A 24529-nucleotide genomic window follows, 5' to 3' on the forward strand; every position below is an offset into this window, starting at 1 on the left:
GGAGACGCCATGAGCGAGAACAAGAAGCAGGTCATCCTGGGCGCCTACCTGGGCGGGGTGAACCACCACACGGCGTGGTGGCACCCGGACGCGGGAAGCCAGATCGACTTCAGCAGCTTCGAACACACGGCGCGCACCGCCGAGCGGGGCCGGTTCGACTTCTTCTTCCTCGCCGAGGGCCTGATCCTGCGCGAGCGCGCCGGGCAGGTCTTCGACCAGGACATCATCGGACGCCCCGACACCTTCACCGTGCTGGCGTCGCTGGCCGCCGTCACGCAGCACCTGGGCCTCGCCGGCACCGTCAACGCGACGTTCAACGAGCCCTACGAGTTGGCGCGCCGGTTCGCGAGCCTGGACCAGCTCTCCGGCGGCCGCGCCGCGTGGAACGTGGTGACCTCCTTCGACGCGTTCACCGGCCAGAACTTTCGGCGCGGCGGCTACCTGGACCCGGCCGACCGGTACGTGCGCGCCGAGGAGACCCTCGAGGCGGTCCGGGCGCTGTGGGACAGCTGGGGCGAGGGCGAGCCCCTGGCGGACAAGACCGGCGGCCGCTTCGTCGCCGATCCGGGCACCGGCGACTTCGGCATCCGCGGCGAGCAGTTCGACATCGAGGGCACGTTCACCGTGCCGCGCAGCCCGCAGGGCCGCCCGGTGGTCCTGCAGGCGGGCGTCTCGCCGCAGGGCCGGCAGTTCGCCGCCGCGAACGCCGACGCGATCTTCTCCCCCTACGGCAAGCTCCCCGAGGCCGCGGATTTCTACCGCGACATCAAGTCCCGCGCGGTGGCCGCGGGCCGCGGCGCCGACGACATCAAGATCCTGCCGTCCGCGAGCTTCGTCCTCGGCGACACCCCGGCGGACGCCGCCGAGAAGCACCGCGAGGTGGTGCACGGTCAGGTGACCGGGCAGACGGCCCTGATCCTGTTGGAGCAGATCTGGAACCGCGACCTGTCGGACGTCGACCCCGACGGCCCGGTCCCCGCCATCGATCCCGACCCGGAGGCGCCGCCGATCATCCAGGGGCGCGCCTTCGTGCACCAGGACCGGTTCGCGACCGCGCAGCGGCTGCGCGAGGTCGGCGAGGCGAAGAAGCTGTCGCTGCGCGAGGTGGTGATCGACCAGTTCGAGCGCGGGCCGCTGATCGGCACGCCGGAGCAGGTCGCCGCGCAGATCGACGAATTCGTCCAGCAGGACGGGTCCGACGGCTTCATCCTCGGCTCGTACCTGGTGCCGACCGGGCTCGACGAGTTCGTCGATCGCGTCGTGCCGCTGCTGCAGGACCGCGGGGTCCTGCGGGCCGACTACGCCGAGGCGAGCACGCTGCGCGACAACCTGGGGCTCCCGGTGCCGCACCGCCGAGTGCAGGCGCGCACCTAGCCCGCTCCGAAGATCCGGCGCACCGCGAGCGCCACCTCGACGTCGAGCCGGTCGTCGCCGATCTCGCGGCCCCGCCGCGCCACCGCGCGGCGCACCCGGTACTTCACCGAGTTGGCGTGCAGGAGCTGCTGTTCTGCGGTGGCCTTGAAGCTACCGCCGGTGCGCAGGAAGATCTCGAGCGTGCTGCGCAGGCGCTCGTCGGCGGCGGACACCCCGGTCAGCTCCCCGAGCACGCCGTCGGCCCAGGCCCGCGCCGCGGCGACGTCGTGTGCGACGAGGGCCGCCAGGCCGACCCCGGGATCCGTCGCGACCAGCAGCCGCGCGTCCGTCGCGTCCGCCACCCGCCGCACCTCGCGCGCCGCCCGGTTCGTCGCGCGGAAGCCCTCGAGCCCTTCCCGCGGCGGCCCGAACACGACGCGCGGCGCCTCCGAGTCGGCGGCGGCGAAGTCCCGCGCGTCCGCGACCGCCGCGTCCCCGTCCGCGACCGGCAGCCACGCCCACGCGGTGAGCCGGTCGACCGCCACCGAGAGCGGAGGCGCCGCCGTTCCGATCGCGGCGCCCAGCTCGCGGAGGAAGCGCTCGATCCGCTCGACCTCGTCGACGCCCTCGGCGTACCAGACGACCATCCCGATGTGGGTGGCGCGCAGGGGGTACCGGATGCTCGCGGACGCCGCGGCCACGCTCGGCACCTCGCCGTCGAGAACCTCGAGGACGCGCACCGTCCGCGCACCGCTGCGGGCGTCCACCCACGCCGCGCGCTCGGTCTCGTACTCGTCGAGGACGCGGCGGGTGACGACGTCGTTGTAGTCGAAGGACCAACCCACCAGCCAGCGCATCGCGGCCTCACGCAGGTCCTGCTCCACCCCGGCCTCCGCGTCGAGGGCGTCGCCGATGAGGGCGATCATCGTCTGCTGGCCCAGGTAGTAGGCGCGGACGAGAGACGTCGCGGCCATGCCGCGCTGCGCCACGCGGCGCGGGTACTCGAGCGCGGCCAGCGGGACCTCGACCCGCTCCACCGGGACGTCGAGCACGATGGCGTGGGTCACGTTCTCGACGTTGGCCTCGACGCTCGCGGCCAACGCGCCGAGGATCGCGTCGTCGGCTCGCAGGTCGGGGAGGTCCGCGGCGATCCGCTCGGTCATGGCGTCCGACACCGCGCGCCGGGACGCCGCGCTCAGCAGCCGGGCGATCAGCCTGCGCGGCGCGTCGGGTTCCATCACCAAATCTTAGCGACGATTCCGGCCCGGTCATCGACGAATTCGTCCTGTGAGGACGAATGTGCGGTCACATCTCGTCGCCGGTGGACGATGTGACCCCGGTCACGGGCGACCTACCGTGGATGCACCCACCGGACTAGGAGCCACCGTGACGCACGACTTCACCACCTTCGCCCACCTGCCCGCGGCGCGTGCCGCCGCGGCCCCGCACGCGCCCGCGGTCGCCGACGACGCCGTCGACCTCGACAACGCCGCCTTCGACGGTGCCGTGCGGAGCGCCGCCGCCGCCCTGCGCGCGGCCGGCGTCGGCCCCGGGGACGTGGTCGCGGTGAAGCTGCCGAACACGGCGCTGCTCGTGGTCACGCTGTTCGCGTCCTGGCACCTGGGCGCGGCCGCGACCCCGATCAATCCGTACCTCGCGCAGCCCGAGGTCGAGTACCAGGTGCAGGATGCGGGCGCGGCGGTCCTGGTCACCGATACCGGCGCGCCGGCCGGGGTCGCGGTGATCGCCGCCGACGCGCTGCTCGGGCACGCGCCCGACACCACGGAGCCGGTGGCCGCGCCGTCGGACCTCGCGCTGCTGATCTACACCTCCGGCACGACGGGGCGCCCGAAGGGCGTGATGCTCGACCACGCGAACCTGGTCGCGATGAGCGAGATGTCCTCCGCGGCCTTCGACTTCGACGCCGACGATCACAGCCTGCTGATCCTGCCGCTGTTCCACGTCAACGCCATCGTGGTCTCGACGCTCAATCCCCTACGCGGCGGCGGTCGCGTGACCATCGCGGGCCGATTCGACCCGCGCACCTTCTTCCAGGTTCTCGAGGAGACCGGCGCGACGTACTTCTCCGCGGTTCCCACGATCTACACGATGCTGGCGGGACTGCCGCCCGAGGTGCGGCCCGACCTGCCGAAGGTGCGCTTCGGCGTGTGCGGGGCCGCGCCCGCGAGCCGGGAACTGTTGGAGGGCTTCGAGGCCCGCTTCGGCTTCCCCCTGATCGAGGGCTACGGCCTGTCCGAGTGCACCTGCGCCGCGACGTGCAACCCGCTCGACGGGGTGCGCAAGGTGGGCAGCGTGGGGGTGGCGCTGCCCGGCCAGCGGGTCCGGATCGCCGGGCCCGACGGTGCCGACGTCCCCGTCGGCGAGCCGGGCGAGGTGCTGCTCGCGGGACCGAACATCATGCGCGGCTACCTCGGCAGGCCCGAGGAGACCGCGAAGACGATCGTCGACGGGTGGCTGCACACCGGCGACGTGGGCATCCTCGACGAGGACGGCTACCTCCGTCTCGTGGACCGAGCGAAGGACATGATCATCCGCGGCGGGGAGAACATCTACCCCAAGGAGATCGAGACCGCGGTGTACGGCGTGACCGGAGTCGCCGAGGCCGCGGTGATCGGCCGGCCGGACGCCAAGTACGGCGAGCTGCCCGTGCTCTACGTCTCGGCCGCGCCGGGCGTGCGGCTCGACATCGACGCCCTCGCCGCGCACGCCCGCGAGCAGCTCGCGAAGTACAAGCAGCCCGTCGCGATCACCGTGCTCGACGCGCTGCCGAAGAACCCCGTCGGCAAGATCGACAAGCCCGCCCTGCGTCGCCTCGACGCCGCCGCCCCCACCGCCTGATCCGATTCCCCCGGAAGGACTTCTCTCATGGGATTCATGAAACCCGACCTCCCCGAGGTCGATCCGGCGGAGTTCATCACCCGCCCGCTCCAGGACCGCCTCCGCTTCGCCACCCAGCGCTGGGTGGACCACGGCTTCGGCACCCAGAAGGTCGCCTTCGTCATCTACGTCGTGAAGCTGCTGGTGCTGTACGCCTTCGGCGGCGTGCTCTTCGCCACCGCCACCTCGGGCCTGCACTTCTGGGAGGTCTCGACCTGGTGGAACCAGCCCATCGTGTACCAGAAGCTGGTGCTGTGGACCACCCTGCTCGAGGCCATCGGCGTCGCCGGCGCGTGGGGCCCGCTGACCTTCAAGATCAAGCCGATGACCGGTGGAATCCGGTTCTGGGCCCGCACCGGAACGATCCGGCTGCGCCCCTACACCTGGGTCCCGGGCACCACCGGGACGCGGCGCACCGCGCTCGACGTCGGCCTGTACTGGCTGCTGCTCGCCTCGCTGGTGCTGGGCATCGCGCTCCCCGGCGTGATCGTGACCGACTCGTCGCCGTACGAGCTGGTGGCGCCATGGCTGATGATCGCCCCCGTCGCCCTGCTGGTCCTGATCGGCCTGCGGGACAAGACGATCTTCCTGGCCGCGCGCGGCGAGCAGTACATGCCCGCACTGATCATGTTCGGGCTGCTGCCGCTCCTGTCCTTCGCCACGATGATCGTCGGGCTCAAGCTGCTCATCGTGGTTGTCTGGGTGGGCGCCGGCATGTCGAAGATCGGCAAGCACTTCATCAACGTCATCCCCGTGATGGTGTCCAACTCGCCGTGCATGCCCTTCAAGGGCCTCCGGCGCGCCCACTACCGCAACGCCCCGCACGACCTGCTGCCGTCGCGCCTCGCCCGGTTCATGGCCGAGGGGTTGGGCACGTTCGTGGAGATCGTCGCGCCCCTCATCCTGCTGTTCTCCATGAACCGGACCGTCACCGTGGTGTGCGCCGTTTTCATGGTGTGCTACCACCTCTTCATCATCTCCACGTTCCCGCTGGCGGTCCCCCTGGAGTGGAACCTGCTGTTCGCGTACACCGCGTTGTTCCTGTTCGTCGGGTTCCCCGCGCAGGACGGCTATTCGGTGCTCGACATGTCTCCGTCGTGGCTGATCCTGGTCGTGCTCGCCGCACTCCTCTTCTTCCCCGTGCTGGGCAACATCCGGCCCGACAAGGTCTCCTTCCTGCCGTCGCTGCGCCAGTACGCCGGCAACTGGGCGACCGGCATGTGGGCTTTCGCGCCCGGCGCCGAGGAGAAGCTGAACCGGGTGCAGCGGCAGACGACGAACACCGTCGACCAGTTCGTCGCCACCGGCGTCTCCCGCGAGTGGGCCGAGACGCTCATGAACATGGGCCTCGGTTGGCGGGCGTTGCACAGCAACGGCCGCGGCCTGTTCTCGACCCTGTTGAGCCACGTGCCCGATGTCGAGCAGCGCACCCTCCGCGAGGGCGAGCTGGTGTGCAACACCATGATCGGCTTCAACTTCGGCGACGGCCACCTGCACGATGAGACTCTCATCGCCGCGGTGCAGGAGCAGGCGGGGTTCGAGCCCGGCGAGCTGATCGTGGTCTGGGCCGAGTCGCAACCGGTCACCCGGTTCAGCCAGGACTTCAAGATCATCGACGCGGCCCTGGGCGTGGTGGCGCGCGGCCGGTGGAGCGTCACGGAGTGCGTGACGACGCAGCCGTGGCTGCCGGACGGCCCCGTCGCGTGCGATATCACCTGGTCAGCAGACCACGCCCGCTTCCCGCTCGGCACCGGGCTAGGCTCGCGGGCATGACCACCGGCACCGTCGTCGGCGGCGGGCCCAACGGGATCGCCGCCGCGATCACCCTCGCCCGCGCGGGCGTCGAGACGACCCTGCTGGAGGCCGCCGACACCGTCGGCGGCGGCCTGCGATCCTTCGAGGCGATCGTGCCCGGCCTGATCCACGACCACTGCGCGGCGATCCACCCCATGGCCGTCGGCTCCCCCTTCCTCGCCACGATCGACCTCGCCCGGCGCGGGCTGCGCTGGCGCTCCGCCGAACTCGAGTGCGTGCACCCGCTCGACGACGGGACGGCGGGGGTGCTGCGGCGCACCGTCGGGGACACGGCCGAAGGTTTGGGGCCCGACGGTGCCGCGTGGCGGGCCCTGTTCGGCCGGCCGGTGCGGAACTTCGACAAGATCGGCCCGTCGATGCTGGGGCCGCTGCTGCGGGTGCCGCGGCACCCGGTGGCGCTGGCCGGATTCGGTGCGCCCACTCCCCTGCCTGCCGCGGCGCTCGCCCGCGCCTTCCGCACCCCGCAGGCGCGGGGGCTGTGGGGCGGCGTGGCCGCGCACGCCTTCCGGCCCCTGCACGAGCCGATGAGCTCGGCGATCGGGAAGGGCATGCTCACGGCCGGCCACGCCTTCGGCTGGCAGGTGGCCGAGGGCGGCTCCGGAGCGATCGCCGCCGCCCTGCTCGCCGAGTTCGAGGACCTGGGCGGGCGCGTGGAGACCGGGGTGCGGGTGACCGCGGCGAACCTCCCCGCCGCCGACGTGACGCTGTTCGACCTCGATCCGCGCCAGGTGGCGGCGGTCCTCGGCGACCGCCTCCCGGCCCGGGTGCGCCGCGCCTTCGGGCGCTTCCGGTACGGGCCCGGCGCCTTCAAGGTGGACTTCGCCGTGGAGGGCGGCGTGCCGTGGACCAACCCGGACGCCCGCCGCTCCAGCACCGTGCATCTGGGCGGCGAGTTCGCGGAGATCGCCTCGACCGAGAAGGCGATCGCGGCAGGGCGGATGCCCGAGCGGCCCTTCGTCCTGGTCGGCCAGCAGTACCTCGCCGACCCGTCGCGGAGCGTCGGCGACGTCCACCCCGTCTGGTCCTACGCCCACGTGCCGAGCGGCTACGCCGGCGACGCCACCGAGGCGATCATCGCGCAGATCGAGCGCTTCGCCCCCGGCTTCCGGGAGCGCATCGTGGGCACCGCCGTGTGCTCGACGACGGAGATGTCGCGGTACAACGCCAACTTCGTCGGCGGCGACATCAACACGGGATCGAAGGACCCGCTCCAGCTGGTGTTCGGGCCGCGGATCACCCTGCAGCCCTACGACCTCGGCGTGCCCGGTATGTACATCTGCTCCGCCGCAACGCCGCCCGGACCCGCCGCGCACGGCATGTGCGGATTCCACGCCGCGACGCGAGCGCTCGACCGGCTGGGCCGGTGAGCGTCCCGAAGTCCCAACGATCGGGGCACCGTCGCCCCGGAACGGAGATCACATGACCGAGATCTTGCTGCTGGTGCGGTCCGCCGCCGCGTCGCCCGAGGTGGAGGACGAGTACAACGCCTGGTACGACGAGGTGCACGTACCCCAGATCCTCGAGCGCGTACCGGGCGTCCTGTCCGCGCGGCGCTACCGCCTCGCCGACGCGCAGCTCGCGCCGGCGGACAAGCTCCCCGTCGCCTACCTGGCCGAGTACCGCATCGAGACCGACGATCCCGCGGCCGCGGCGGCCGCGCTCGGCGCGGCCCTCACCGACGGCACGCTCGACATGAGCCGGACCATCGCGCGGCCCGAGATCCTGTTCTACCGCCCGGTGTAGCGCTCCCCGGCGACCGGCCTACTGCGCGGCGTAGGCCGGCTCGCTGCGGAACCGGGAGATGCGGCCGTCGATGCCGCAGATCCGCCACATGAGCTTGCTCAGCGGGTTCATGAGGCCGCACTTCTCGGCCATCATCCGCACGTCGCCGAAGACGTCGCGCTTCATCTGCTGCGACTCGTCCGAGCGCCAGAAGATGTCCTTCTTCACGGACCGCGGCACATCGAAGGTCTCCCAGAACTCCTTGGGCGGCATCATGATCATCGTGACCATCACGCGCATGGTGATCGGCAGCATCAGCGAGAGCACGAGCCGAGGGAAGGCGCCCCGGGTGGGGATGCGGTGCTCGAGCAGCTGGTGGGCGAAGCCGATATGCCGGGCCTCCTCGGCCACGTGGATCTGCATGATCGAGCTCATCGCCGGGTGCTGCTCGGAACCCGAGCGCAGGAACTGCTTCTGCAGGTGATCGATCGGCTCCTCGCCGCCGAGCACCATCATGTAGAAGTACAGCGGCGTCATGGTCGCGAAGAGCGGCACGATCGGCGAAATGCGGCGCAGGAACCAGCTTCCGCCCGGGACGTCCATGCCCACGCGGTTGACGAACTCCTGGAACATCAGCGTGTGCTGGCACTCCTCCTTCGCCTCGTGCGTGGCGTAGCGGAACTCCGGCGAGTTGTTCGGCAGGGCCGCCGTGTACTGCATGATGCCGCGGATCAGCATGGACTCGAACTGCAGGCCCACCTTCGCGACGTTCGCCTGGCGCCACATGCCGATCTCGATCTGCTTCGCCAGCGGCTGCGCCTGATACCAGGGGTGACGGCCGATCGGATCGAAGCGGGAGTCGCAGACCCAGCGCGGATCGTCGGGGACGATCGCCAGCTCCGGCGCGTCCCAGTCGATGTCGAGGTACGGGTCGAAGTTCCGGCGTACCGACGCCTCGGAGAGGTCGGTCAGCGCCTGCTCGTACTCGGCCTGGCCGGGGAACGGGTCCCCCTGCGTGCGTCCCATGTGCGTGAGGGCCAGTCGCATCCACGTCTCGCTTCCATCCGCAGCCATCGCCTTCGTGATAGCCGTTCGGGTCCACCCTATCACTATCAATCAGCAGTGCTGGTTTCTTCGGCGACGAACTAGGCGTAGGACAGGATCAGCACGCCCGTCGAGAAGGCGAGCATGCCGAGGCAGTTCACCCAGAAGGTCGAGCCGAGGAACCCCGCCTTCACGTGCGCGACCGCCGCGCACACGAAGTAGACGACCACGCCGGCGTTGGCGGCGACCCCGACGCCCGGGTAGGACAGGCCGGCGACCAGTCCTCCGACCGCGACCAGCTTGATCACGACGAGGGTCCACCACCAGTCCCGCGGGAACCGGACACCGTCGAGGCAGTCGCGGATGAAGGCGGGCGGGCGCAGGGACATCAGCGCGTCGCCGAGCAGCACGACGGCGAGCGCGACGGTGAGCCACGGCCAGTGCGGGGTATCGATGAAACCAGTGGTCATTGCGGTGCTCCTTCTCCCAGGATCTGTCCGATCGCCTCGACGAGGCGCTCCGCCGCGGCCTCCCGCGTGACCGCTCCGCCCGAGGTGGCGAACAGCAGGCCGATGTAGACGAAGTAGAGGGAGCGGGCCGCGGCGCCCGGGTCGGAACACCCCGTCGCCGCGAAGACCTGCTCGAAGTCGGCCTGCAGTTCGTCGCCGAGGTCGCCGAAGGTGCGGGAGCGGTGCTTGCCCCGCGCGAGGACGGCGGCGTACTCGCGGGAGAGGTCACCGTCGGCGTTGAAGTAGGTGACGAACGGCCGGACGACCTCGACGAGGCGCACCGTCGCCTCCCCCGGCGTCAGCGGCGGCAGCTCCGCCGCCGGCTCACGGTCGGCGTGCACGGCCGCGATCCAGTCGTCGACGATGGCTATGAGCAGCGCGTCCTTGTCGCCCACCCCCATCACGGTCCCGACGCTCACGCCGGCATCGGCGGCGATGCCGCGCACCGCCGTGCCCGCGAAGCCGTGCGCGCGGAACGAACGATCGGCGGCGGCGAGCACCCGCGCCCGGGTGCCGGCCTTCGCCTCCGCCCTCGACTGAACGTGTTCATTGAACATGTTCAGAAGCATAACGCGGGACCTCCGGACATGCAAGAGCCCCGTCGGACTCGGGGTCCGACGGGGCTCTCGACGTGACGCGGGTGAGACCTAGGCGGTCTCGGTGATCGGGCGATCGACCCAGCTCATCAGGTCGCGCAGCTTCTTGCCGGTGACCTCGATCGGGTGCTCAGCGTTCTCCTTGCGGAGGGCCTCGAGCTCCTTGTTGCCGCCCTCGACGTTCGCGACGAGGCGCTTGACGAAGGTGCCGTCCTGGATGTCCGTGAGGATGTCCTGCATGCGCTTCTTGGTGTCGGCGTCGATGACGCGCGGGCCCGAGAGGTAGCCGCCGAACTCCGCGGTGTCGGACACCGAGTAGTTCATGCGGGCGATGCCGCCCTCGTACATGAGGTCCACGATGAGCTTGAGCTCGTGCAGGCACTCGAAGTAGGCCATCTCGGGGGCGTAGCCCGCCTCGACCAGCACCTCGAAGCCGACCTTGACGAGCTCCTCGGTGCCGCCGCAGAGCACGGCCTGCTCACCGAAGAGATCCGTCTCGGTCTCCTCCTTGAACGTGGTCTTGATGACGCCGGCGCGGGCGCCACCGATCGCGGCGGCGTAGCTCAGGGCGAGCGCCTGGCCGTTGCCGGTCGGATCCTGGTCCACGGCGATGAGGGCGGGGACGCCCTTGCCGTCGACGAACTGACGACGCACCAGGTGGCCGGGGCCCTTCGGGGCGACCATCGCGACGGTGACGTTGGCCGGGGCCTCGATCAGCTTGAAGTGGATGTTCAGGCCGTGGCCGAAGAACAGCGCGTCGCCGTCCTTGAGGTTCGGCTCGATGTCGGCCTTGAAGATCTCGGCCTGCGCGGTGTCGGGCGCGAGCAGCATGATCACGTCGGCCCACGCGGCGACCTCGGCGGGCGTGCCGACGGTCAGGCCCTGCTCCTCGGCCTTGGCGCGCGACTTCGAGCCCTCCTTGAGGCCGATCCGCACGTCGACGCCGGAGTCGCGCAGGCTCAGCGAGTGCGCGTGGCCCTGCGAGCCGTAGCCGATGACGGCGACCTTCTTGCCCTGGATGATGGAGAGGTCGGCGTCCTCGTCGTAGAACAGTTCGATTGCCACTGTGGTTCGGTGTCCCTTCTTGGTTTTCTGCAGTAGTGAAGTTAGCGGGTCGCGGTGATCGACTTCGGACCGCGTCCCAGCGCGATGACGCCGGACTGCGCGATCTCGCGGATCCCGAAGGGATCCAGGACGGCCAGCAGCGCGTCGAGCTTGTCCGGCGTGCCGGTGGCCTCGATGGTCACCGAGTCGGGCGAGACGTCCACGATCTTGGCACGGAACAGGTCGACGGTGTCGGTGACCTGGCCCCGCGAGGTGGCGTCCGCGCGCACCTTGATGAGCATGAGCTCGCGCGCCACGGAGGTCGTCGAATCCTGTTCGACGATCTTGAGCACGGAGACCAGCTTGTTCAGCTGCTTGGTGACCTGCTCGAGGGGCAGCTCGTCGACCGTGACCACGATCGTCATGCGGCTGACCCCCTTGAGCTCAGTGCCGCCCACCGCGAGCGACTCGATGTTGAAGCCGCGGCGGGAGAACAGCGACGAGACGCGGGCGAGCACGCCCGGGCGGTCCTCGACCAGGACGCTCAGCGTATGCGTGGTGCTCACTTCTGCTCCTCCGAACGCTCCATCGCGGCGTGGATGACGGCCGGCTCGTCGGCCGCGTCGTCCTCGTCGAACAGCGGACGGATGTCCCGCGCCGCCATGATCTCGTCGTTGCTGGTGCCGGCGGCCACCATCGGCCACACCTGGGCGTCGGCGCCCACGATGAAGTCGATGACCACCGGACGGTCGTTGATCTCCCGCGCCTGCGCGATGATCGCGTCGACGTCCTCGGCGCGCTCGCAGCGGAAGGACACGCAGCCCATCGCCTCACCGAGCTTGACGAAGTCCGGGATCCGCATCGAGTGCGTGGACAGGTCGGTGCTGGAGTAGCGCTGGTCGTAGAACAGCGTCTGCCACTGGCGGACCATGCCCAGGTTGCCGTTGTTGATGATGGCGACCTTGATCGGCGCGCCCTCGATCGCGGCGGTGGCGAGCTCCTGATTGGTCATCTGGAAGCAGCCGTCGCCGTCGATCGCCCAGACCTCCTTCTCGGGCGCGCCCATCTTGGCGCCGAGGGCCGCGGGGACCGCGTAGCCCATCGTGCCGAGACCGCCCGAGTTCAGCCAGGTGCGCGGCTTCTCGTACTTGACGAACTGCGCGGCCCACATCTGGTGCTGGCCGACGCCCGCGCAGTAGACCGCGTCCGGGCCCGCGGCGACGCCGAGGCGCTCGATCACGTACTCCGGGCTCAGCGCACCGTCGGACGGGGTGTTGTAGGCCAGCGGGTAGGTCGCGCGGATGCCGTTCAGGTACTCCCACCACGTGGTGAGGTCCGGGGCGGCGATGGTGGCGCGGTCCTCGGAGATCGCGGCGATGAGCTCGGCGATGACCTCCTTGCAGTCGCCCACGATCGGGACGTCCGCGAACCGGTTCTTGCCGATCTCCGCCGGGTCGATGTCGGCGTGGATGACCTTCGCGTCGGGCGCGAAGGAGTCCAGCTTGCCGGTCACGCGGTCGTCGAACCGCGCGCCCAGGGTCACGAGCAGGTCGGAGCGCTGCAGCGCGGCGACGGCGCCGACGGTGCCGTGCATGCCGGGCATGCCCATGTGCTGCTGGTGGCTGTCGGGGAAGACGCCGCGCGCCATCAGGGTGGTGACGACGGGGATCCCGGTCAGCTCGGCCAGCTTGAGCAGCTCCTCCGAGGCCTCGGCCTTGAGCACGCCGCCGCCGACGTAGAGCACGGGTGAGGACGCCGCGGCGATGAGCCGGGCCGCCTCGCGGATCTGCTTGCCGTGCGGCTTGGTGACGGGGCGGTAGCCGGGCAGGTCGATCTGCGGCGGCCAGGAGAAGACGGTGTCCTCCTGCAGCACGTCCTTGGGGATGTCGACGAGGACGGCGCCCGGGCGGCCGCTCTGGGCCAGGTAGAAGGCCTCGGCGATGACGCGCGGGATGTCGGCGGCGTCGTAGACGAGGAAGTTGTGCTTGGTCACGGGCATCGTGATGCCCGAGATGTCGGCCTCCTGGAAGGCGTCGGTGCCGATCAGCGGGCGGCCGACCTGGCCGGTGATCGCGACGATCGGGACGGAGTCCATCTGCGCGTCGGCCAGGGGCGTGACCAGGTTGGTCGCGCCCGGGCCCGACGTCGCCATGCACACGCCGACCTTGCCGGTGGCCTGGGCGTAGCCGGTGGCGGCGTGGCCGGCACCCTGCTCGTGGCGCACCAGGACGTGGCGCACCTTCTTGGAGTCGAGGAGCGGGTCGTAGACCGGGAGGATGCAACCGCCGGGAATGCCGAAGACCGTGTCCACACCGATCTCCTCGAGCGACCGGACCACCGACTGCGCGCCGGTGACCCGCTCGGGGGCCACGACGCGGGCGCCCTCGAGGGCGCTGTGCGCGACGTCGGCGACGTGCTGCTTCGATGCGGCGGAATGCGGGCCGGGGATGCCGGCGCCGGGCTTGCGGGCCCCGGGCTTCTGCCCCGGGTGGGGCCGGGCTGTAGGTGCGCTCACGACGTGACCTTCTCGTGCTCTAGCGGTGCTCTACTCAATGGACATATCGACGTGCGTACGTCGTCCGAAGACTATCCGGGCAACAAAAAACCCCCGTCAGCGGTAGCTGAGCGAGGGTAGCGCGTCGATGCTGGTGCGAAACGGTGATAACCGGTTCAGGCGTTGACGCGCCGACCGATTACGAGAAGCTGGTTGCTGTGTTTCACACCAGTGAAACTAGGCCCCGGTGTGCATTCGCGTCAAACCAGTGAGCACCGCCGTCTCACAAGATGGGATTCTGCTGCCGCGTGCGACAATGCGTGTTATGAGCGAGAGCCCTGCGAAGCAGCCGAGCACGACGGGCACGACCCGCACCGTGACCACCGACCACACCTCGGACACCGCCGTGCCGATCGACGCCGGCGACCGGGTCGTCTTCAAGCATCCCCGCATCGCGCTGCTCGGCGTCGCCCTGTTCGCCGTGTGCCTCGCCCCCATCGTCGGCCCCTGGACCGTGGGCCGCTCCATCGACGGCAGCACCGCCGGCACCGGCGCCGCGATCCTCGGCTGGCTACTGCTGATCGTCCCGATCCTGCTCGCGCTGTGGATCCTGCGCGTGCGCACCGTCATCGGACCCGACGGCGTGCGCTCCGTGCGGGTCCTCAGTGCCACCACGATCCGCTGGGACGAACTGGCAGGCATTAGAATCGGACGCAACGGTGCGGTGTACGCAGTCCGCACCGACGGTTCCGAGGTGCGACTACCCGCCGTCACCATCAGCCAGCTCCCCCGCGTCGCGGTCGCCTCCGGCGGCCGGATCCCCGACGTCACGGCGGAATAAAACCCGCCGGACAGGCCTTTTCCTGTTCACGGGGAGCATGTCTCCCACCAGCCCGCACGATACGAAGATCCGAGGCGAGAAGCTCATGCCACCGCTCCGCTCACGCACCACCACCGTCGGCCGCAACGCCGCAGGCGCCCGCTCGCTCTGGCGCGCCACCGGCCTCACGGACAGCGACTTCGGCAAGCCGATCGTGGCCATCGCGAACTCGTACACGCAGTTCGTGCCCGGCCACGTGCACCTCAAGGACATGGGCGAGATCGTGGCCGAGTCCGTGCGCGCCGCCGGCGGCGTGGCCCGCGAGTTCCACACCATCGCCGTCGACGACGGCATCGCCATGGGCCACGGCGGCATGCTCTACAGCCTGCCCAGCCGCGAGATCATCGCCGACTCCGTGGAGTACATGGCGAACGCCCACACCGCCGACGCGCTGGTGTGCATCTCCAACTGCGACAAGATCACGCCCGGCATGCTCAACGCCGCGATGCGCCTGAACATCCCGACGGTGTTCGTCTCCGGCGGCCCGATGGAGGCCGGCAAGGCCGTCATCGTCGACGGGATCGCCAAGGCCCCGACCGACCTCATCACCGCGATCTCGGCGTCCGCGAACGACGCGATCGACGAGGCCGGCCTCAGCGAGGTCGAGCGCTCCGCGTGCCCCACCTGCGGCTCCTGTTCCGGCATGTTCACCGCCAACTCGATGAACTGCCTCACCGAGGCCCTGGGCCTCGCGCTGCCGGGCAACGGTTCGACGCTGGCGACCCACGCGGCGCGCCGCGCGCTCTTCGAGCGGGCCGGCTCGGTCGTGGTCGAGGCCGCGAAGCGGTACTACCGCGACGGCGACGAGTCCGTGCTCCCCCGCAACGTCGCGACCCCCGCCGCGTTCCGCAACGCGATGGCGCTCGACGTGGCCATGGGCGGCTCCACGAACACCGTGCTGCACACGCTGGCCGCCGCGCAGGAGGGCGAGGTCGACTTCGACCTGTCCACCATCGACGCGATCAGCCGCAAGGTGCCCTGCCTGTCCAAGGTGTCGCCGAACAGCGACTACCACATGGAGGACGTGCACCGGGCCGGCGGAATCCCCGCCATCCTGGGCGAGCTGCGCCGCGGCGGCCTGCTGGAATCCGACGTGCACACCGTGCACGAGCAGTCCTTCGACAAGTGGCTCGACGACTGGGACATCCGCTCCGGCAAGGCCACCGACGAGGCGCTCGAGCTCTTCCACGCGGCCCCCGGCGGCGTCCGCACCACGGAGCCCTTCTCCACCAAGAACCAGTGGGAGACCCTCGACACCGACCAGGCGGGCGGCTGCATCCGCGACATCGAGCACGCCTACACCGTGGAGGGCGGGCTCTGCGTGCTGCGCGGGAACATCGCCGTCGACGGCGCGATCCTCAAGACCGCGGGCATCGACGAGGAACTGTTCACCTTCGAGGGCCCGGCCGTGGTGGTCGAGTCCCAGGAGGACGCGGTCTCGAAGATCCTGGGCAAGCAGATCAAGGCCGGCGACGTGGTCGTCATCCGCTACGAGGGCCCCAAGGGCGGGCCGGGCATGCAGGAGATGCTGCATCCCACCTCGTTCCTCAAGGGCCGCGGCCTGGGCAAGGTGTGCGCCCTGATCACCGACGGCCGGTTCTCCGGCGGCACCTCGGGCCTGTCCATCGGCCACATCTCCCCCGAGGCCGCGGCCGGCGGCGCCATCGGCCTGATCGAGGACGGCGACCGGATCCGCATCGACGTGCACACGCGCGCCCTCGAGCTGCTCGTCGACGACGAGGAACTGGCGCGTCGTCGCGCGAAGATGGACGCCTCGGAGCGCCCGTGGCAGCCCGTGGACCGGCAGCGCACCGTCACTACGGCCCTGCGCGCCTATGCCGCGCTGGCGACCTCGGCCGACAAGGGCGCGGTCCGGTACGTGCCGTAAGGAGCACCGTCGAACGACGAACGCCCGGCACTCCCTCACGGGAGGCCGGGCGTTCGTCGTCTGCGACTACTGCTTGACCAGCGGGTTCGCGCCGTTGAGCAGGATCCATACGGTGATCGCGGCGGCGACCGCGATGATCAGCCACACGACCGAGCCGATGTGCGGGCGTCGCGCCCAGCCCCGGTTGAAGTCCAGCGAGAGCTTGCCCGGCCCGGTGAGGATGATCGCCACCGACGCGAACAGGAGCAGCAGCTCGAACTCGACGCCCTTGTCCTGGGCGAAGAAGACGAAGCCGTTGCCCGCGGTTGTCAGCTTGAACAGCGTGGCCGACAGCATCACGCCCACCGCGCCCGCCGCGGCGATCGGGGTCAGCAGGCCGAGGATCAGCATCGCGCCGCCGCCGAGCTCGACGACGCCCGTCGCGATGGCGATGATCTTGGTGAACCGCTCGAAGCCGAGCGACGGATCGCTGCCGTTCTGCAGGTAGGCGGCGAAACCGTCGATGCCGGGGCCACCCCAGATCCCGAAGAGCTTCTGGATGCCGTGCGCGACGAGGATCGCGCCGACGGCCACGCGCAGCACGAGCAGCCCGAGGTCGGTGGTGCCGCGGCGCGCGGCCTTGCGCGCCTCCTCCAGCTCTGCGGGAACGTCGGTGACGGGCTTGCCGAACCGGCGGCCGGGCGGCGGCGCGATCTCCTCGGTGGCCGCGGCCTCGATCGGGATGCCCTCGGCCTCCGCGCGTGCCTGCGCGGCGCGCTCGCGGCCCCGTCGGCGGTTGTAGCGCTTGCCGAACTCGTCCCGCTCGTCGCTCGAGAGGTCGGCGCGCTCCGTCGCCGCGTCCGGGGTCCCGGACGTGGAGATCGCCGCGGTGGCCGCGTTCGCGGCGGCGATCGCGGCCGCGAGATCGCTGGTGTCCGGCACGGAGGTGGTGGGCTCGTCGGCGCCCGACGGTGCCGGGGTCACCGCCGCGGTGGGCGCACTCGCCGCGGCGGCCGGGGCCTCCGCGGGCTCGGAGGCGGGCGTCGCGCCCGCCGGCTCGTCGCGGTAGCGCGGCAGCACCGGCCCGATGCCCGTGTCCGAATCGTCGTGGGGGTCCAGGATGAACCCTCCTGTGGGGTGCTTCTCACCGAACCGGGGCAGCTCGCCCGTCGGCCGGAAGTCGAAAGGGGATTCGCCCGCACCCTCGCTGGTCGCGTTCTCGGTTCCGTCCTTGTCACTCACGGAAACCACCCTAGAGTGCGAACGCGCCGCGGGCCGGGAGCGAACCGCGTCCGGGGCCCGATCGGTAGGGTGGCGGCATGAGTGTGGGGACCTGGCGCGCGCGTTCCGGCGCGCGTCGCGCCGTCGTGGTCGCGACCGCGGCGGCGCTGCTGGCGGGGTGCGCCGACTTCTCCGGCAGCGAGGCCGCGCCCTTCACCGGCCCGCCCACGGGCCAGGTCACGACGACCAAGCCCACCGGCCCCGCCCGGCCGAGCGCGGCGCCGAAGGCCCCGGGCCCGTGCATCGACCAGGACGCGAACGTGCTCGCCACGTGCCTCACCGAGCCCACCGACCTGATCCCCACCGACGAATTCGAGCACGCCTACGTCGCGGAGCGCGGCGGCGCGATCATGTACACCACCTCGGACCTGCCGAACCGCGAGGTCGTGCGACTCGGCGTGGACGCCTCGGGCGACGGCGGCCTCACGGCGATCGCGCTGTCACCGTCGTACAACCAGGACCGGTTGTTCTACGCCTACGTGAGCACCCCCACCGACAACCGCGTGGTGCGGGTGACGCCCGGTGACGACCCGAAGGTGATCCTCTCCGGCATCCCCAAGGGCCCCACGGGCAACGCCGGCTCGCTGCTGTTCTCCGGCCGCGATCTCCTCGTGGCCACCGGCAACGCGGGCGATGCGAACGCCGCACGCGACCCAGGTTCGCTCGCCGGGAAGGTTCTGCTGCTGCCGTCGCCCGGCACCGTCTCGCCGGTCCGGCCCAAGGTGCTGGCCACTGACGGCGGCGTCCGGCAGTCGCTGTGCGGCGCCCCCGGAGGGCCGCTCTTCATCGCCGACCAGGGGCTCACCCAGGACCGCCTCCGCGTCCTCACCCCGAACTCGCCGGCGTCCGTGGTGTGGAGCTGGCCCGATCGTCCCGGCCTCGCCGGGTGCGCCGTGGTTCCCGGCGGCGTCTTCGTCAGCGAGTCACGTGCCGGCAAGGTCGAGATGGTCAAGCTCCCCGAGGGATCGACCAGCGCCGACGGCGAGCCGGTCCAGGTCCTGGACCGCGCGAAGTACGGCGTCTTCGGGCGCCTCGCGATCGGCCCGAAGGACGCGCCGCAGGGCGTGACGACCAATAAGCCGCAGCCGCAGGCTCCCACCGACGACCGGGTCGTGCTGATCCCGATGCCGAACGGCGAGTCGACCACCACCGACGACTGAGTCTCTGAGCGCCGCGAACGTCCGGTAACGAAAACCCCTGTTCCGCGATCACCCCTTCGGTATCGGTCGTTCGGTCGGCAGGAGCACTGGGTGAAGACATCGCCGCCCCGCGGGGTGCGCACGGCTGTCGCCGTGCGGGATCTGGCCCGGTGGATCGCGTACGTCCGCGCGACGTGGTGGCGCTCCGGGCCCGACTACGACGACCGGATCGACTACTTCGCCAGTCGAAGCCTGCTCCGCGGCTTCCGCGTGGTCGTCAGTGTGTGCGCCGCGCTGCTCGGATCGATCTCCGCCGCCCTCCTCCTCAACGACCAGACCCGGGAGTTCGCTGCCTTTCCCGCGGCACCGGCGGCCATCCTCGTGACCGGCGCGGTCCTGGGCCTGTACTGGGCCGTCCGCTGGCAGCTCGGCGCAGCGCCGAGCGAGAATGCCGCACTCGCCTTCGTGCTCAGTTCCACGATCTCGATCGCCGCCGTCTCCTGGACCGATGCCGAGACCATGGCGGGCGCGGCCGGGCTCAGCGCCATCGTCCTGGTCGCCGTGTTCACAGCGTTCATGCTCTCGCCCGGGCACTTCGTCGCCCACTCGATCGTGTCCGCCGCGGCGATAGCTCTGTTCGTGCCGCCGATCGTCGCCGAGTACGGCTGGGTGATGGCCGTGGTCAAGGCGGTGATGCTCGCGGTCGTCACCGTCTGGGTGCCCGCCTGCGTGCAGATCGGCATCGCTTTCCTGTCCCAGGACGCCGCCGATTCGGACACCGACCCTCTGACGGGTGCACTGAACCGGCGGGGTTTCGGCCGCGCGAGCCGGCGGCGCGTCGTCGACCACGCGACGGGACGCGGCCCCGTCCCGATCGCCGTCATGCTGATCGATGTGGACGAGTTCAAGGTGGTCAACGACGAGCTCGGTCACGACACCGGCGACGCCGTCCTCGTCCGCGTCGCCGACGTCCTGCGCACGGTGTCCGACGGTGCGGTCGTCGCCCGGATCGGCGGCGACGAGTTCGCCGTCGCGGTAGTGGGCGGGACGGCCCCCGAGCACCGCGCGACGGCGGACCGCTTCCGGCGCGCGATCGAGGCGATACCCGTCACCGGGGGCGCCGTCGTGACCGCGAGCATCGGCGTCGCCACCGCGACGGTGACGGCCCACGACCGCACCGCGGTCGACGTGCTGCTCGCCCGGGCGGACGGGGCGATGTACACGGCGAAGCGCGCGATCGACCGGGGCGTCGTGATCAGCGACGTCGGCGCGATACGGCGAATCGGTTCGACGTCACTCGCAGGCGGCGAGGACTAGCTCCCGGACGCGGGCGGCGTCGGCCTGGCCGCGTGTGGCCTTCATGACATCGCCGACGATCTTGCCGGCGGCCTGGACCTTGCCGGCCTTGATCTTGTCGACGATGTCGGGGTTGGCGGCGAGCGCCTCGTCGACGGCCTTCTGCAGCGCGCCGTCGTCGCGGACCACCTCGAGCCCGCGGGCGGCGACGACCTCGTCGGGCTCGCCCTCACCGTCGAGCACGCCGACGATGACCTGCTGCGCCAGCTTGCTGGTGAGTTTGCCCTCGTCGACGAGGGCGATCACGCGGGCGACCTGCGCGGGCGAGATCGCCAGCGCCTCCAGCTCGACGTCGCGGGTGTTGGCCTGCTGCGGCAGGAAACTGCCCCACCACGACCGCGCCGCGTCGGGGGTGGCCCCGGCATCGACGGTGGCGATGATCTTGTCGATGGCGCCGAGGTTGACCAGGTCGCGCATGACCTCGTCGGACAGGCCCCAATCGGACTGGATCCGGGCGCGGCGCAGCCACGGCAGCTCGGGGATCGTCGCCCGCAGTTCCTCGACGAGCTCCGCCGGCGGCGCGACGGGGCCGAGGTCCGGATCCGGGAAGTACCGGTAGTCGTCAGCGGTCTCCTTGGGCCGGCCGGCGGTAGTGGTGCCGTCGCCCTCCTGGAAGTGCCGCGTCTCGAGGACGACCTCGCCGCCGGCGTCGAGCACCGCGGCCTGGCGCCGCATCTCGTAGCGCACGGCCACCTCGACCGAGCGCAGCGAGTTGACGTTCTTGGTCTCGGTGCGGGTGCCGAACTCCGTGGCACCGACGGGCTTGAGCGAGACGTTCGAATCGCAGCGCATGGAGCCCTGGTCCATGCGGACGTCGGAGACGTCGAGCGAGGCGAGCAGGTCGCGCAGCGCGCTCACGTAGGCCCGCGCGATCTCGGGCGCGCGCTCCCCCGCGCCCTCGATGGGGCGCGAGACGATCTCCACCAGCGGCACGCCGGCCCGGTTGAAGTCGAGGAGCGAGTGCGAGGCGCCGTGGATCCGGCCGGTCGCGGACCCGATGTGCGTCGACTTGCCGGTGTCCTCCTCCATGTGCGCGCGCTCGATCTCCACGCGCCACGTGGTGCCGTCCTCCAGCGGGACGTCGAGATGGCCGTCGTAGGCGATCGGGTCCTCGTACTGGCTGATCTGGTAGTTCTTCGGCTGGTCCGGGTAGAAGTAGTTCTTCCGCGCGAACACCGAGCTCGGCCGGATCGAGCAGTTCAGGGCAAGGCCGATGCGGATGGCCGAGCGCACCGCCTCACTGTTGACCACGGGCAGCGCGCCCGGCATGCCGAGGCACGTGGGGCACACCTGGGTGTTCGGCTCGGCACCGAACTCGGTGCGGCAGCCGCAGAACATCTTGGTGGCCGTGCCGAGCTCGACGTGGACCTCCATGCCCATGACGGGCTCGTAGCGGGCGACGACGTCCGCGTACTCGGGAAGGTCGATATCGGCAAGCTCGGCACTCATGCCCCCAGCCTAATGGGCGCCGGTCAGCGGACCGAGACGGCCACCGCGTCGGCGGTCACGGTGACGGTGCCCGAGACGTAGCCCGAATCGGATCCCCTGAGCGGCGCACCGTCGCGCCCGGTCGCCGTGAAGGTCCACGGACGGTTGTCGCGGAAGGAGACCTCCCCGTCGCGGACGGTGTCGCCGAGGTCGATGTCCTGGACGTTCGGCGCGGTCCAGGTGTAGGTGCCGTTCTCGCCGGAGAAGTCGGACTGCGGGCAACCGGACGGGTACCGGTCCTTCGAGGCGGCGCAGGCGGAGTACTTCGCCGCGATCTGCTCGCGCGCGGAGGTCTTGGCGGCGTCGCTCAGGCCGAAGGCGATGCTGAACGTGCTGCCCACGCTGTAGCGCGACAGGCCGTCGACCGGGGCCTGCCCCTTGTTGTCGCCGACGCTGATCTTCTCCTGCTGCGGCACCAGGTTCTTATTGGCGGAGCCGAGGTCCAGCGCGCCGGGGAAGACGTAGACGACACCCGACGCGGGCAGGGGCTTGCCGAGAATGGTGATGTTCTTCTTGTCCGAGTCGTACGACGAGTACGGCTTGAGCTGGACCGCCGCGGTCTGCAGCTTCCACTCGTCGCCGACCTTCTCGAGGTTGAGGTTCTCGTCGTAGGACACCTCGCCGATCGTCACCGTCAGGTGCACCGAGCCCATGAAGCCGTCGGTCTCGCTGACGATCTTCACGTCCTTGATCGGTGCGAGCTCGCGCTGCTTGCGCAGCATCTCGTCGGTGAGCAGCTCGGTGGAGGCGGGTCCCTCCTTGCCGTAGCTCAGCGCCTTCTTGGCGTCGCCCGCCTGCAGGGCCGCGAAGTAGGCCTTGACGGTAGCGCCGGGCGAGCCGGTGTCGCCCCCTCCGCCGACGCTCTTGGCGATGGCGATGCCCGCGATCAACACGATCACCAGGGCGATGGCGCCGCCGCCGATGAGGGCGGGGATCAGCCAGGCCGGGCGCGGCTTCTTCGGCGCACCGGGCCCGCCGGGCGTCCCGGGCGCTCCGGGTGCCGGCGGGAACGGGGGCACGCCACCCTGCGGGCCGGGGGCGGGGAAGCCCTGCGCCGCGGGGTACTGGGGGTACGACGGTGCGCCGCCCTGCTGCGGGTACGACGGCGCGCCGCCGATCGGAGCGTCCGGCTGCCAGGTGGGGCGCAGCTGGGTCTGCTCGTTCGGGTTCGACGGATCCTGGCCCGGGTAGCCGCCCGGGTTCGAGGGAGGATTCGGATTCATACCGGGAATCCTGTCCGACGCCTCTTAAGGATCGCTTCAGGGTGGCCAATCCTGTACACGGTTCGCCGGTCAGCCGAAGAATTCGGCGGCGTCTTCGTAGCGCTCCTGCGGGACCCGTTTGAGCTGCTTCACCGCCTCGGCGAGGGGAACGAGGCCGATCTGAGCGCCCCGCAACGAGACCATCTGTCCGAACTTTCCCGCGTGGGCGGCGTCGGCGGCGTTGACACCGAACCGGGTGGCGAGGACCCGGTCGGCCGGGGTCGGGGTGCCGCCGCGTTGGACGTGGCCGAGGACGGTGGTGCGGACTTCTTTGTTGATGCGTTTTTCGATTTCGACGCCGAGTTGGTGGGCGACGCCGGTGAACCGTTCGTGGCCGAATTCGTCGGTGCCGCCGACCCGCAGTTCCATGGTGCCGTCGGCGGGTTTGGCGCCTTCGGCGACGACGACGATGAAGCTGGCGTGGCCGCGTTGGAAGCGGCGTTTGATCATGGTGCACAGTTCTTCGACGTCGAAGGGCACTTCGGGGATGAGGACGGCGTGCGCGCCGGAGGCGAGGCCGGAGTTGAGGGCGATCCACCCGGCGTGGCGGCCCATGACCTCGACCAGCATCACGCGTTGGTGTGATTCCGCGGTGGAGTGCAGGCGGTCGATGGCGTCGGTGGCGATGGTCAGGGCGGTGTCGAAGCCGAAGGTGACGTCGGTGCAGTCGATGTCGTTGTCGATGGTCTTGGGGACTCCGACGACGGGGACGCCTTCGTCGGCGAGCCACGACGCGGCGGTGAGGGTGCCTTCGCCGCCGATGGGGATGAGGACGTCGATGCCGTTGTCGTCGAGGGTGGCCTTGATGCGGTCGAGGCCGGCTTTGAGGACGTCGGGGTGGGTGCGGGCGGTGCCGAGCATGGTGCCGCCCTTGGTGAGCAGGCGGTCGTTGCGGTCGTCGTTGGACAGGTGGATCCGGCGGTCTTCGAGGAGGCCGCGCCAGCCGTCCTGGAATCCGACGACGGCGGATCCGTAGCGGGAGTCGCTGGTGCGGACCACCGCGCGGATCACCGCGTTCAGGCCGGGGCAGTCACCACCACCGGTCAACACTCCGATGCGCAGGCTCATGGCATCGATCTTGCCGCCTGGGCCCGCGCCCGTCCTGGCAACTCGCGAGGAGTTCACCCCGGGGTGACGACGCCGGTCTCGTAGGCGTAGACCACGGCCTGCGCCCGGTCGCGCAGGCCGAGCTTCTGCAGGACCTTGCTGACGTGCGTCTTCACGGTCTGGTCGGAGACGAACAGGGCCGCGGCGATCTCGGCGTTGGACCGACCGGCGGCGACGGCCTCCAGCACCTCGCGCTCGCGGGGCGTGAGCGTCGCGAGCTCGGGCGGCGCGGTTCGACGGTGCGCCCGGGCCGCGGTGACCTCGGCGATCATGCGCCGGGTGACCGACGGGGCGAGCAGCGACTGGCCCTCGTGCACCACCCGGACGGCGCGGACGAGTTCCTCCGCAGGCGCGTCCTTGAGCATGAAGCCGGACGCCCCGACGCGCAGCGCCTCGTAGACGTAGTCGTCGATGTCGAAGGTGGTGAGCATGAGCACCCGCACGCCGTCGTGGCGGCGCAGGATCTCGGCGGCCGCCTGCAGTCCGTTCATCTCGGGCATGCGGACGTCCATGAGCACCACGTCGGGCAGCAGTCGCGCGACCTCCGCCACCGCGGCCTTCCCGTCGGGGGCGTCCCCGATCACGGAGATGTCCGGCTGCGCGCCCAGCAGGGCGCCGAAGCCCTGCCGGACCATGGCCTGATCGTCGGCGATGAACACGGTGATGGGCACGCG

21 protein-coding genes are annotated in these 24529 nt (G+C 70.8%); 9 read left to right on the forward strand and 12 right to left on the reverse strand.

The features are described 5' to 3' along the window. The first annotated feature begins 9 nt into the window (after positions 1-9). Positions 10-1374 carry an NtaA/DmoA family FMN-dependent monooxygenase gene (locus WFK95_RS23210; RefSeq protein WP_336672117.1) on the forward strand — a complete coding sequence of 455 codons (1365 nt, stop codon included), beginning with the start codon at positions 10-12 and terminating at the stop codon, positions 1372-1374. Here the strand turns inward: WFK95_RS23210 and WFK95_RS23215 are convergent. After that, positions 1371-2591: a helix-turn-helix domain-containing protein gene (locus tag WFK95_RS23215; protein ID WP_336672118.1), complete on the reverse strand. Its 1221-nt coding sequence runs from the start codon at positions 2589-2591 to the stop codon at positions 1371-1373. The two genes, WFK95_RS23210 and WFK95_RS23215, sit on opposite strands and share 4 nt — an antisense overlap. A 148-nt stretch (positions 2592-2739) precedes the next feature. Here WFK95_RS23215 and WFK95_RS23220 point away from each other — a divergent pair, with 148 nt between their 5' ends. From WFK95_RS23220 to WFK95_RS23235, 4 genes are read left to right on the forward strand one after another with little or no spacing between them, the layout of a single operon-like run. Next, positions 2740-4212: a class I adenylate-forming enzyme family protein gene (locus tag WFK95_RS23220; RefSeq protein WP_336672119.1), complete on the forward strand. Its 1473-nt coding sequence runs from the start codon at positions 2740-2742 to the stop codon at positions 4210-4212. Positions 4213-4239: 27 nt separating this feature from the next. Continuing rightward, positions 4240-6024 (forward strand): DUF3556 domain-containing protein, encoded by a 1785-nt coding sequence (locus WFK95_RS23225; RefSeq protein WP_224646751.1) that lies wholly within the window; start codon positions 4240-4242, stop codon positions 6022-6024. Beyond that, the gene (locus tag WFK95_RS23230; RefSeq protein ID WP_336672120.1) at positions 6021-7433 is read left to right on the forward strand and encodes a phytoene desaturase family protein; all 1413 of its coding nucleotides are present in this window, start codon (positions 6021-6023) and stop codon (positions 7431-7433) included. Before WFK95_RS23225 ends, WFK95_RS23230 begins: the two co-directional genes overlap by 4 nt. A gap of 52 nt (positions 7434-7485) precedes the next feature. Continuing rightward, complete coding sequence (locus WFK95_RS23235) at positions 7486-7809, forward strand: hypothetical protein (protein ID WP_336672121.1); 324 nt, start codon at positions 7486-7488, stop codon at positions 7807-7809. Positions 7810-7827: 18 nt separating this feature from the next. Here the strand turns inward: WFK95_RS23235 and WFK95_RS23240 are convergent, their stop codons facing one another. The 6 genes from WFK95_RS23240 to WFK95_RS23265 form a co-directional block, all read right to left on the reverse strand. Then, positions 7828-8835, reverse strand: a complete 1008-nt coding sequence (locus WFK95_RS23240) for an AurF N-oxygenase family protein (RefSeq protein WP_336672173.1) — start codon at positions 8833-8835, stop codon at positions 7828-7830. Positions 8836-8933: 98 nt separating this feature from the next. After that, positions 8934-9302, reverse strand: a complete 369-nt coding sequence (locus tag WFK95_RS23245) for a DoxX family protein (protein ID WP_224646744.1) — start codon at positions 9300-9302, stop codon at positions 8934-8936. Continuing rightward, complete coding sequence (locus WFK95_RS23250) at positions 9299-9898, reverse strand: TetR/AcrR family transcriptional regulator (protein ID WP_336672122.1); 600 nt, start codon at positions 9896-9898, stop codon at positions 9299-9301. Before WFK95_RS23250 ends, WFK95_RS23245 begins: the two co-directional genes overlap by 4 nt. A 90-nt stretch (positions 9899-9988) precedes the next feature. Continuing rightward, the gene (gene ilvC / locus WFK95_RS23255; protein WP_224646823.1) at positions 9989-11035 is read right to left on the reverse strand and encodes a ketol-acid reductoisomerase; all 1047 of its coding nucleotides are present in this window, start codon (positions 11033-11035) and stop codon (positions 9989-9991) included. A gap of 8 nt (positions 11036-11043) precedes the next feature. Further along, entirely contained in the window at positions 11044-11547 is a 504-nt protein-coding gene (gene ilvN, locus WFK95_RS23260; protein ID WP_013127475.1) for an acetolactate synthase small subunit, read from the reverse strand. After that, positions 11544-13496, reverse strand: coding sequence for an acetolactate synthase large subunit (locus WFK95_RS23265; protein ID WP_224646741.1), 1953 nt, complete (start codon positions 13494-13496; stop codon positions 11544-11546). The genes ilvN and WFK95_RS23265 overlap by 4 nt, the downstream gene beginning before the upstream one ends. A 304-nt stretch (positions 13497-13800) precedes the next feature. Between WFK95_RS23265 and WFK95_RS23270 the strand changes: the two genes are divergently transcribed. Then, positions 13801-14316 carry a PH domain-containing protein gene (locus WFK95_RS23270; RefSeq protein WP_224646740.1) on the forward strand — a complete coding sequence of 172 codons (516 nt, stop codon included), beginning with the start codon at positions 13801-13803 and terminating at the stop codon, positions 14314-14316. A gap of 85 nt (positions 14317-14401) precedes the next feature. After that, positions 14402-16243 (forward strand): dihydroxy-acid dehydratase, encoded by a 1842-nt coding sequence (ilvD, locus tag WFK95_RS23275; protein WP_336672123.1) that lies wholly within the window; start codon positions 14402-14404, stop codon positions 16241-16243. A gap of 66 nt (positions 16244-16309) precedes the next feature. On the opposite strand, the gene WFK95_RS23280 is transcribed toward ilvD, so the two are convergent. Beyond that, positions 16310-17464 (reverse strand): DoxX family protein, encoded by a 1155-nt coding sequence (locus tag WFK95_RS23280; protein WP_224646736.1) that lies wholly within the window; start codon positions 17462-17464, stop codon positions 16310-16312. Positions 17465-17541: 77 nt separating this feature from the next. Between WFK95_RS23280 and WFK95_RS23285 the strand changes: the two genes are divergently transcribed. Together WFK95_RS23285 and WFK95_RS23290 are read left to right on the forward strand one after the other, a co-directional pair. Next, positions 17542-18663 carry a PQQ-dependent sugar dehydrogenase gene (locus WFK95_RS23285; protein ID WP_336672124.1) on the forward strand — a complete coding sequence of 374 codons (1122 nt, stop codon included), beginning with the start codon at positions 17542-17544 and terminating at the stop codon, positions 18661-18663. A gap of 90 nt (positions 18664-18753) precedes the next feature. Beyond that, positions 18754-19959 carry a GGDEF domain-containing protein gene (locus WFK95_RS23290; protein WP_336672125.1) on the forward strand — a complete coding sequence of 402 codons (1206 nt, stop codon included), beginning with the start codon at positions 18754-18756 and terminating at the stop codon, positions 19957-19959. Here WFK95_RS23290 and gatB read toward each other — a convergent pair. The 4 genes from gatB to WFK95_RS23310 form a co-directional block, all read right to left on the reverse strand. Next, the gene (gatB, locus tag WFK95_RS23295; RefSeq protein ID WP_336672126.1) at positions 19936-21447 is read right to left on the reverse strand and encodes an Asp-tRNA(Asn)/Glu-tRNA(Gln) amidotransferase subunit GatB; all 1512 of its coding nucleotides are present in this window, start codon (positions 21445-21447) and stop codon (positions 19936-19938) included. The genes WFK95_RS23290 and gatB overlap by 24 nt on opposite strands. 23 nt (positions 21448-21470) lie before the next feature. After that, a complete protein-coding gene (locus WFK95_RS23300) occupies positions 21471-22709 on the reverse strand; it encodes a hypothetical protein (RefSeq protein ID WP_336672127.1) in 1239 nt (412 codons plus the stop codon). Positions 22710-22778: 69 nt separating this feature from the next. After that, the gene (locus tag WFK95_RS23305) at positions 22779-23810 is read right to left on the reverse strand and encodes an ATP-dependent 6-phosphofructokinase (RefSeq protein ID WP_336672174.1); all 1032 of its coding nucleotides are present in this window, start codon (positions 23808-23810) and stop codon (positions 22779-22781) included. Between the two features lie 59 nt (positions 23811-23869). Next, entirely contained in the window at positions 23870-24526 is a 657-nt protein-coding gene (locus tag WFK95_RS23310) for a response regulator (protein WP_224652092.1), read from the reverse strand. Positions 24527-24529 lie beyond the last annotated feature (3 nt).

Origin of the sequence: Tsukamurella sp. USMM236, assembly GCF_037148755.1 — a bacterium.
GTDB lineage: Bacteria > Actinomycetota > Actinomycetes > Mycobacteriales > Mycobacteriaceae > Tsukamurella.

Bases quoted from the DNA above. Each gene is read 5' to 3' on its own strand.
- WFK95_RS23225 (WP_224646751.1), top strand. From the start codon at position 4,240: ATGGGATTCATGAAACCCGACCTCCCCGAGGTCGATCCGGCGGAGTTC.
- WFK95_RS23240 (WP_336672173.1), bottom strand. From the start codon at position 8,835: ATGCGACTGGCCCTCACGCACATGGGACGCACGCAGGGGGACCCGTTC.
- gatB (WP_336672126.1), bottom strand. From the start codon at position 21,447: ATGAGTGCCGAGCTTGCCGATATCGACCTTCCCGAGTACGCGGACGTC.
- WFK95_RS23245 (WP_224646744.1), bottom strand. From the start codon at position 9,302: ATGACCACTGGTTTCATCGATACCCCGCACTGGCCGTGGCTCACCGTC.
- WFK95_RS23230 (WP_336672120.1), top strand. From the start codon at position 6,021: ATGACCACCGGCACCGTCGTCGGCGGCGGGCCCAACGGGATCGCCGCC.
- WFK95_RS23250 (WP_336672122.1), bottom strand. From the start codon at position 9,898: ATGTTCAATGAACACGTTCAGTCGAGGGCGGAGGCGAAGGCCGGCACC.
- WFK95_RS23215 (WP_336672118.1), bottom strand. From the start codon at position 2,591: ATGGAACCCGACGCGCCGCGCAGGCTGATCGCCCGGCTGCTGAGCGCG.
- WFK95_RS23210 (WP_336672117.1), top strand. From the start codon at position 10: ATGAGCGAGAACAAGAAGCAGGTCATCCTGGGCGCCTACCTGGGCGGG.
- WFK95_RS23270 (WP_224646740.1), top strand. From the start codon at position 13,801: ATGAGCGAGAGCCCTGCGAAGCAGCCGAGCACGACGGGCACGACCCGC.
- ilvD (WP_336672123.1), top strand. From the start codon at position 14,402: ATGCCACCGCTCCGCTCACGCACCACCACCGTCGGCCGCAACGCCGCA.
- WFK95_RS23300 (WP_336672127.1), bottom strand. From the start codon at position 22,709: ATGAATCCGAATCCTCCCTCGAACCCGGGCGGCTACCCGGGCCAGGAT.
- WFK95_RS23235 (WP_336672121.1), top strand. From the start codon at position 7,486: ATGACCGAGATCTTGCTGCTGGTGCGGTCCGCCGCCGCGTCGCCCGAG.
- WFK95_RS23285 (WP_336672124.1), top strand. From the start codon at position 17,542: ATGAGTGTGGGGACCTGGCGCGCGCGTTCCGGCGCGCGTCGCGCCGTC.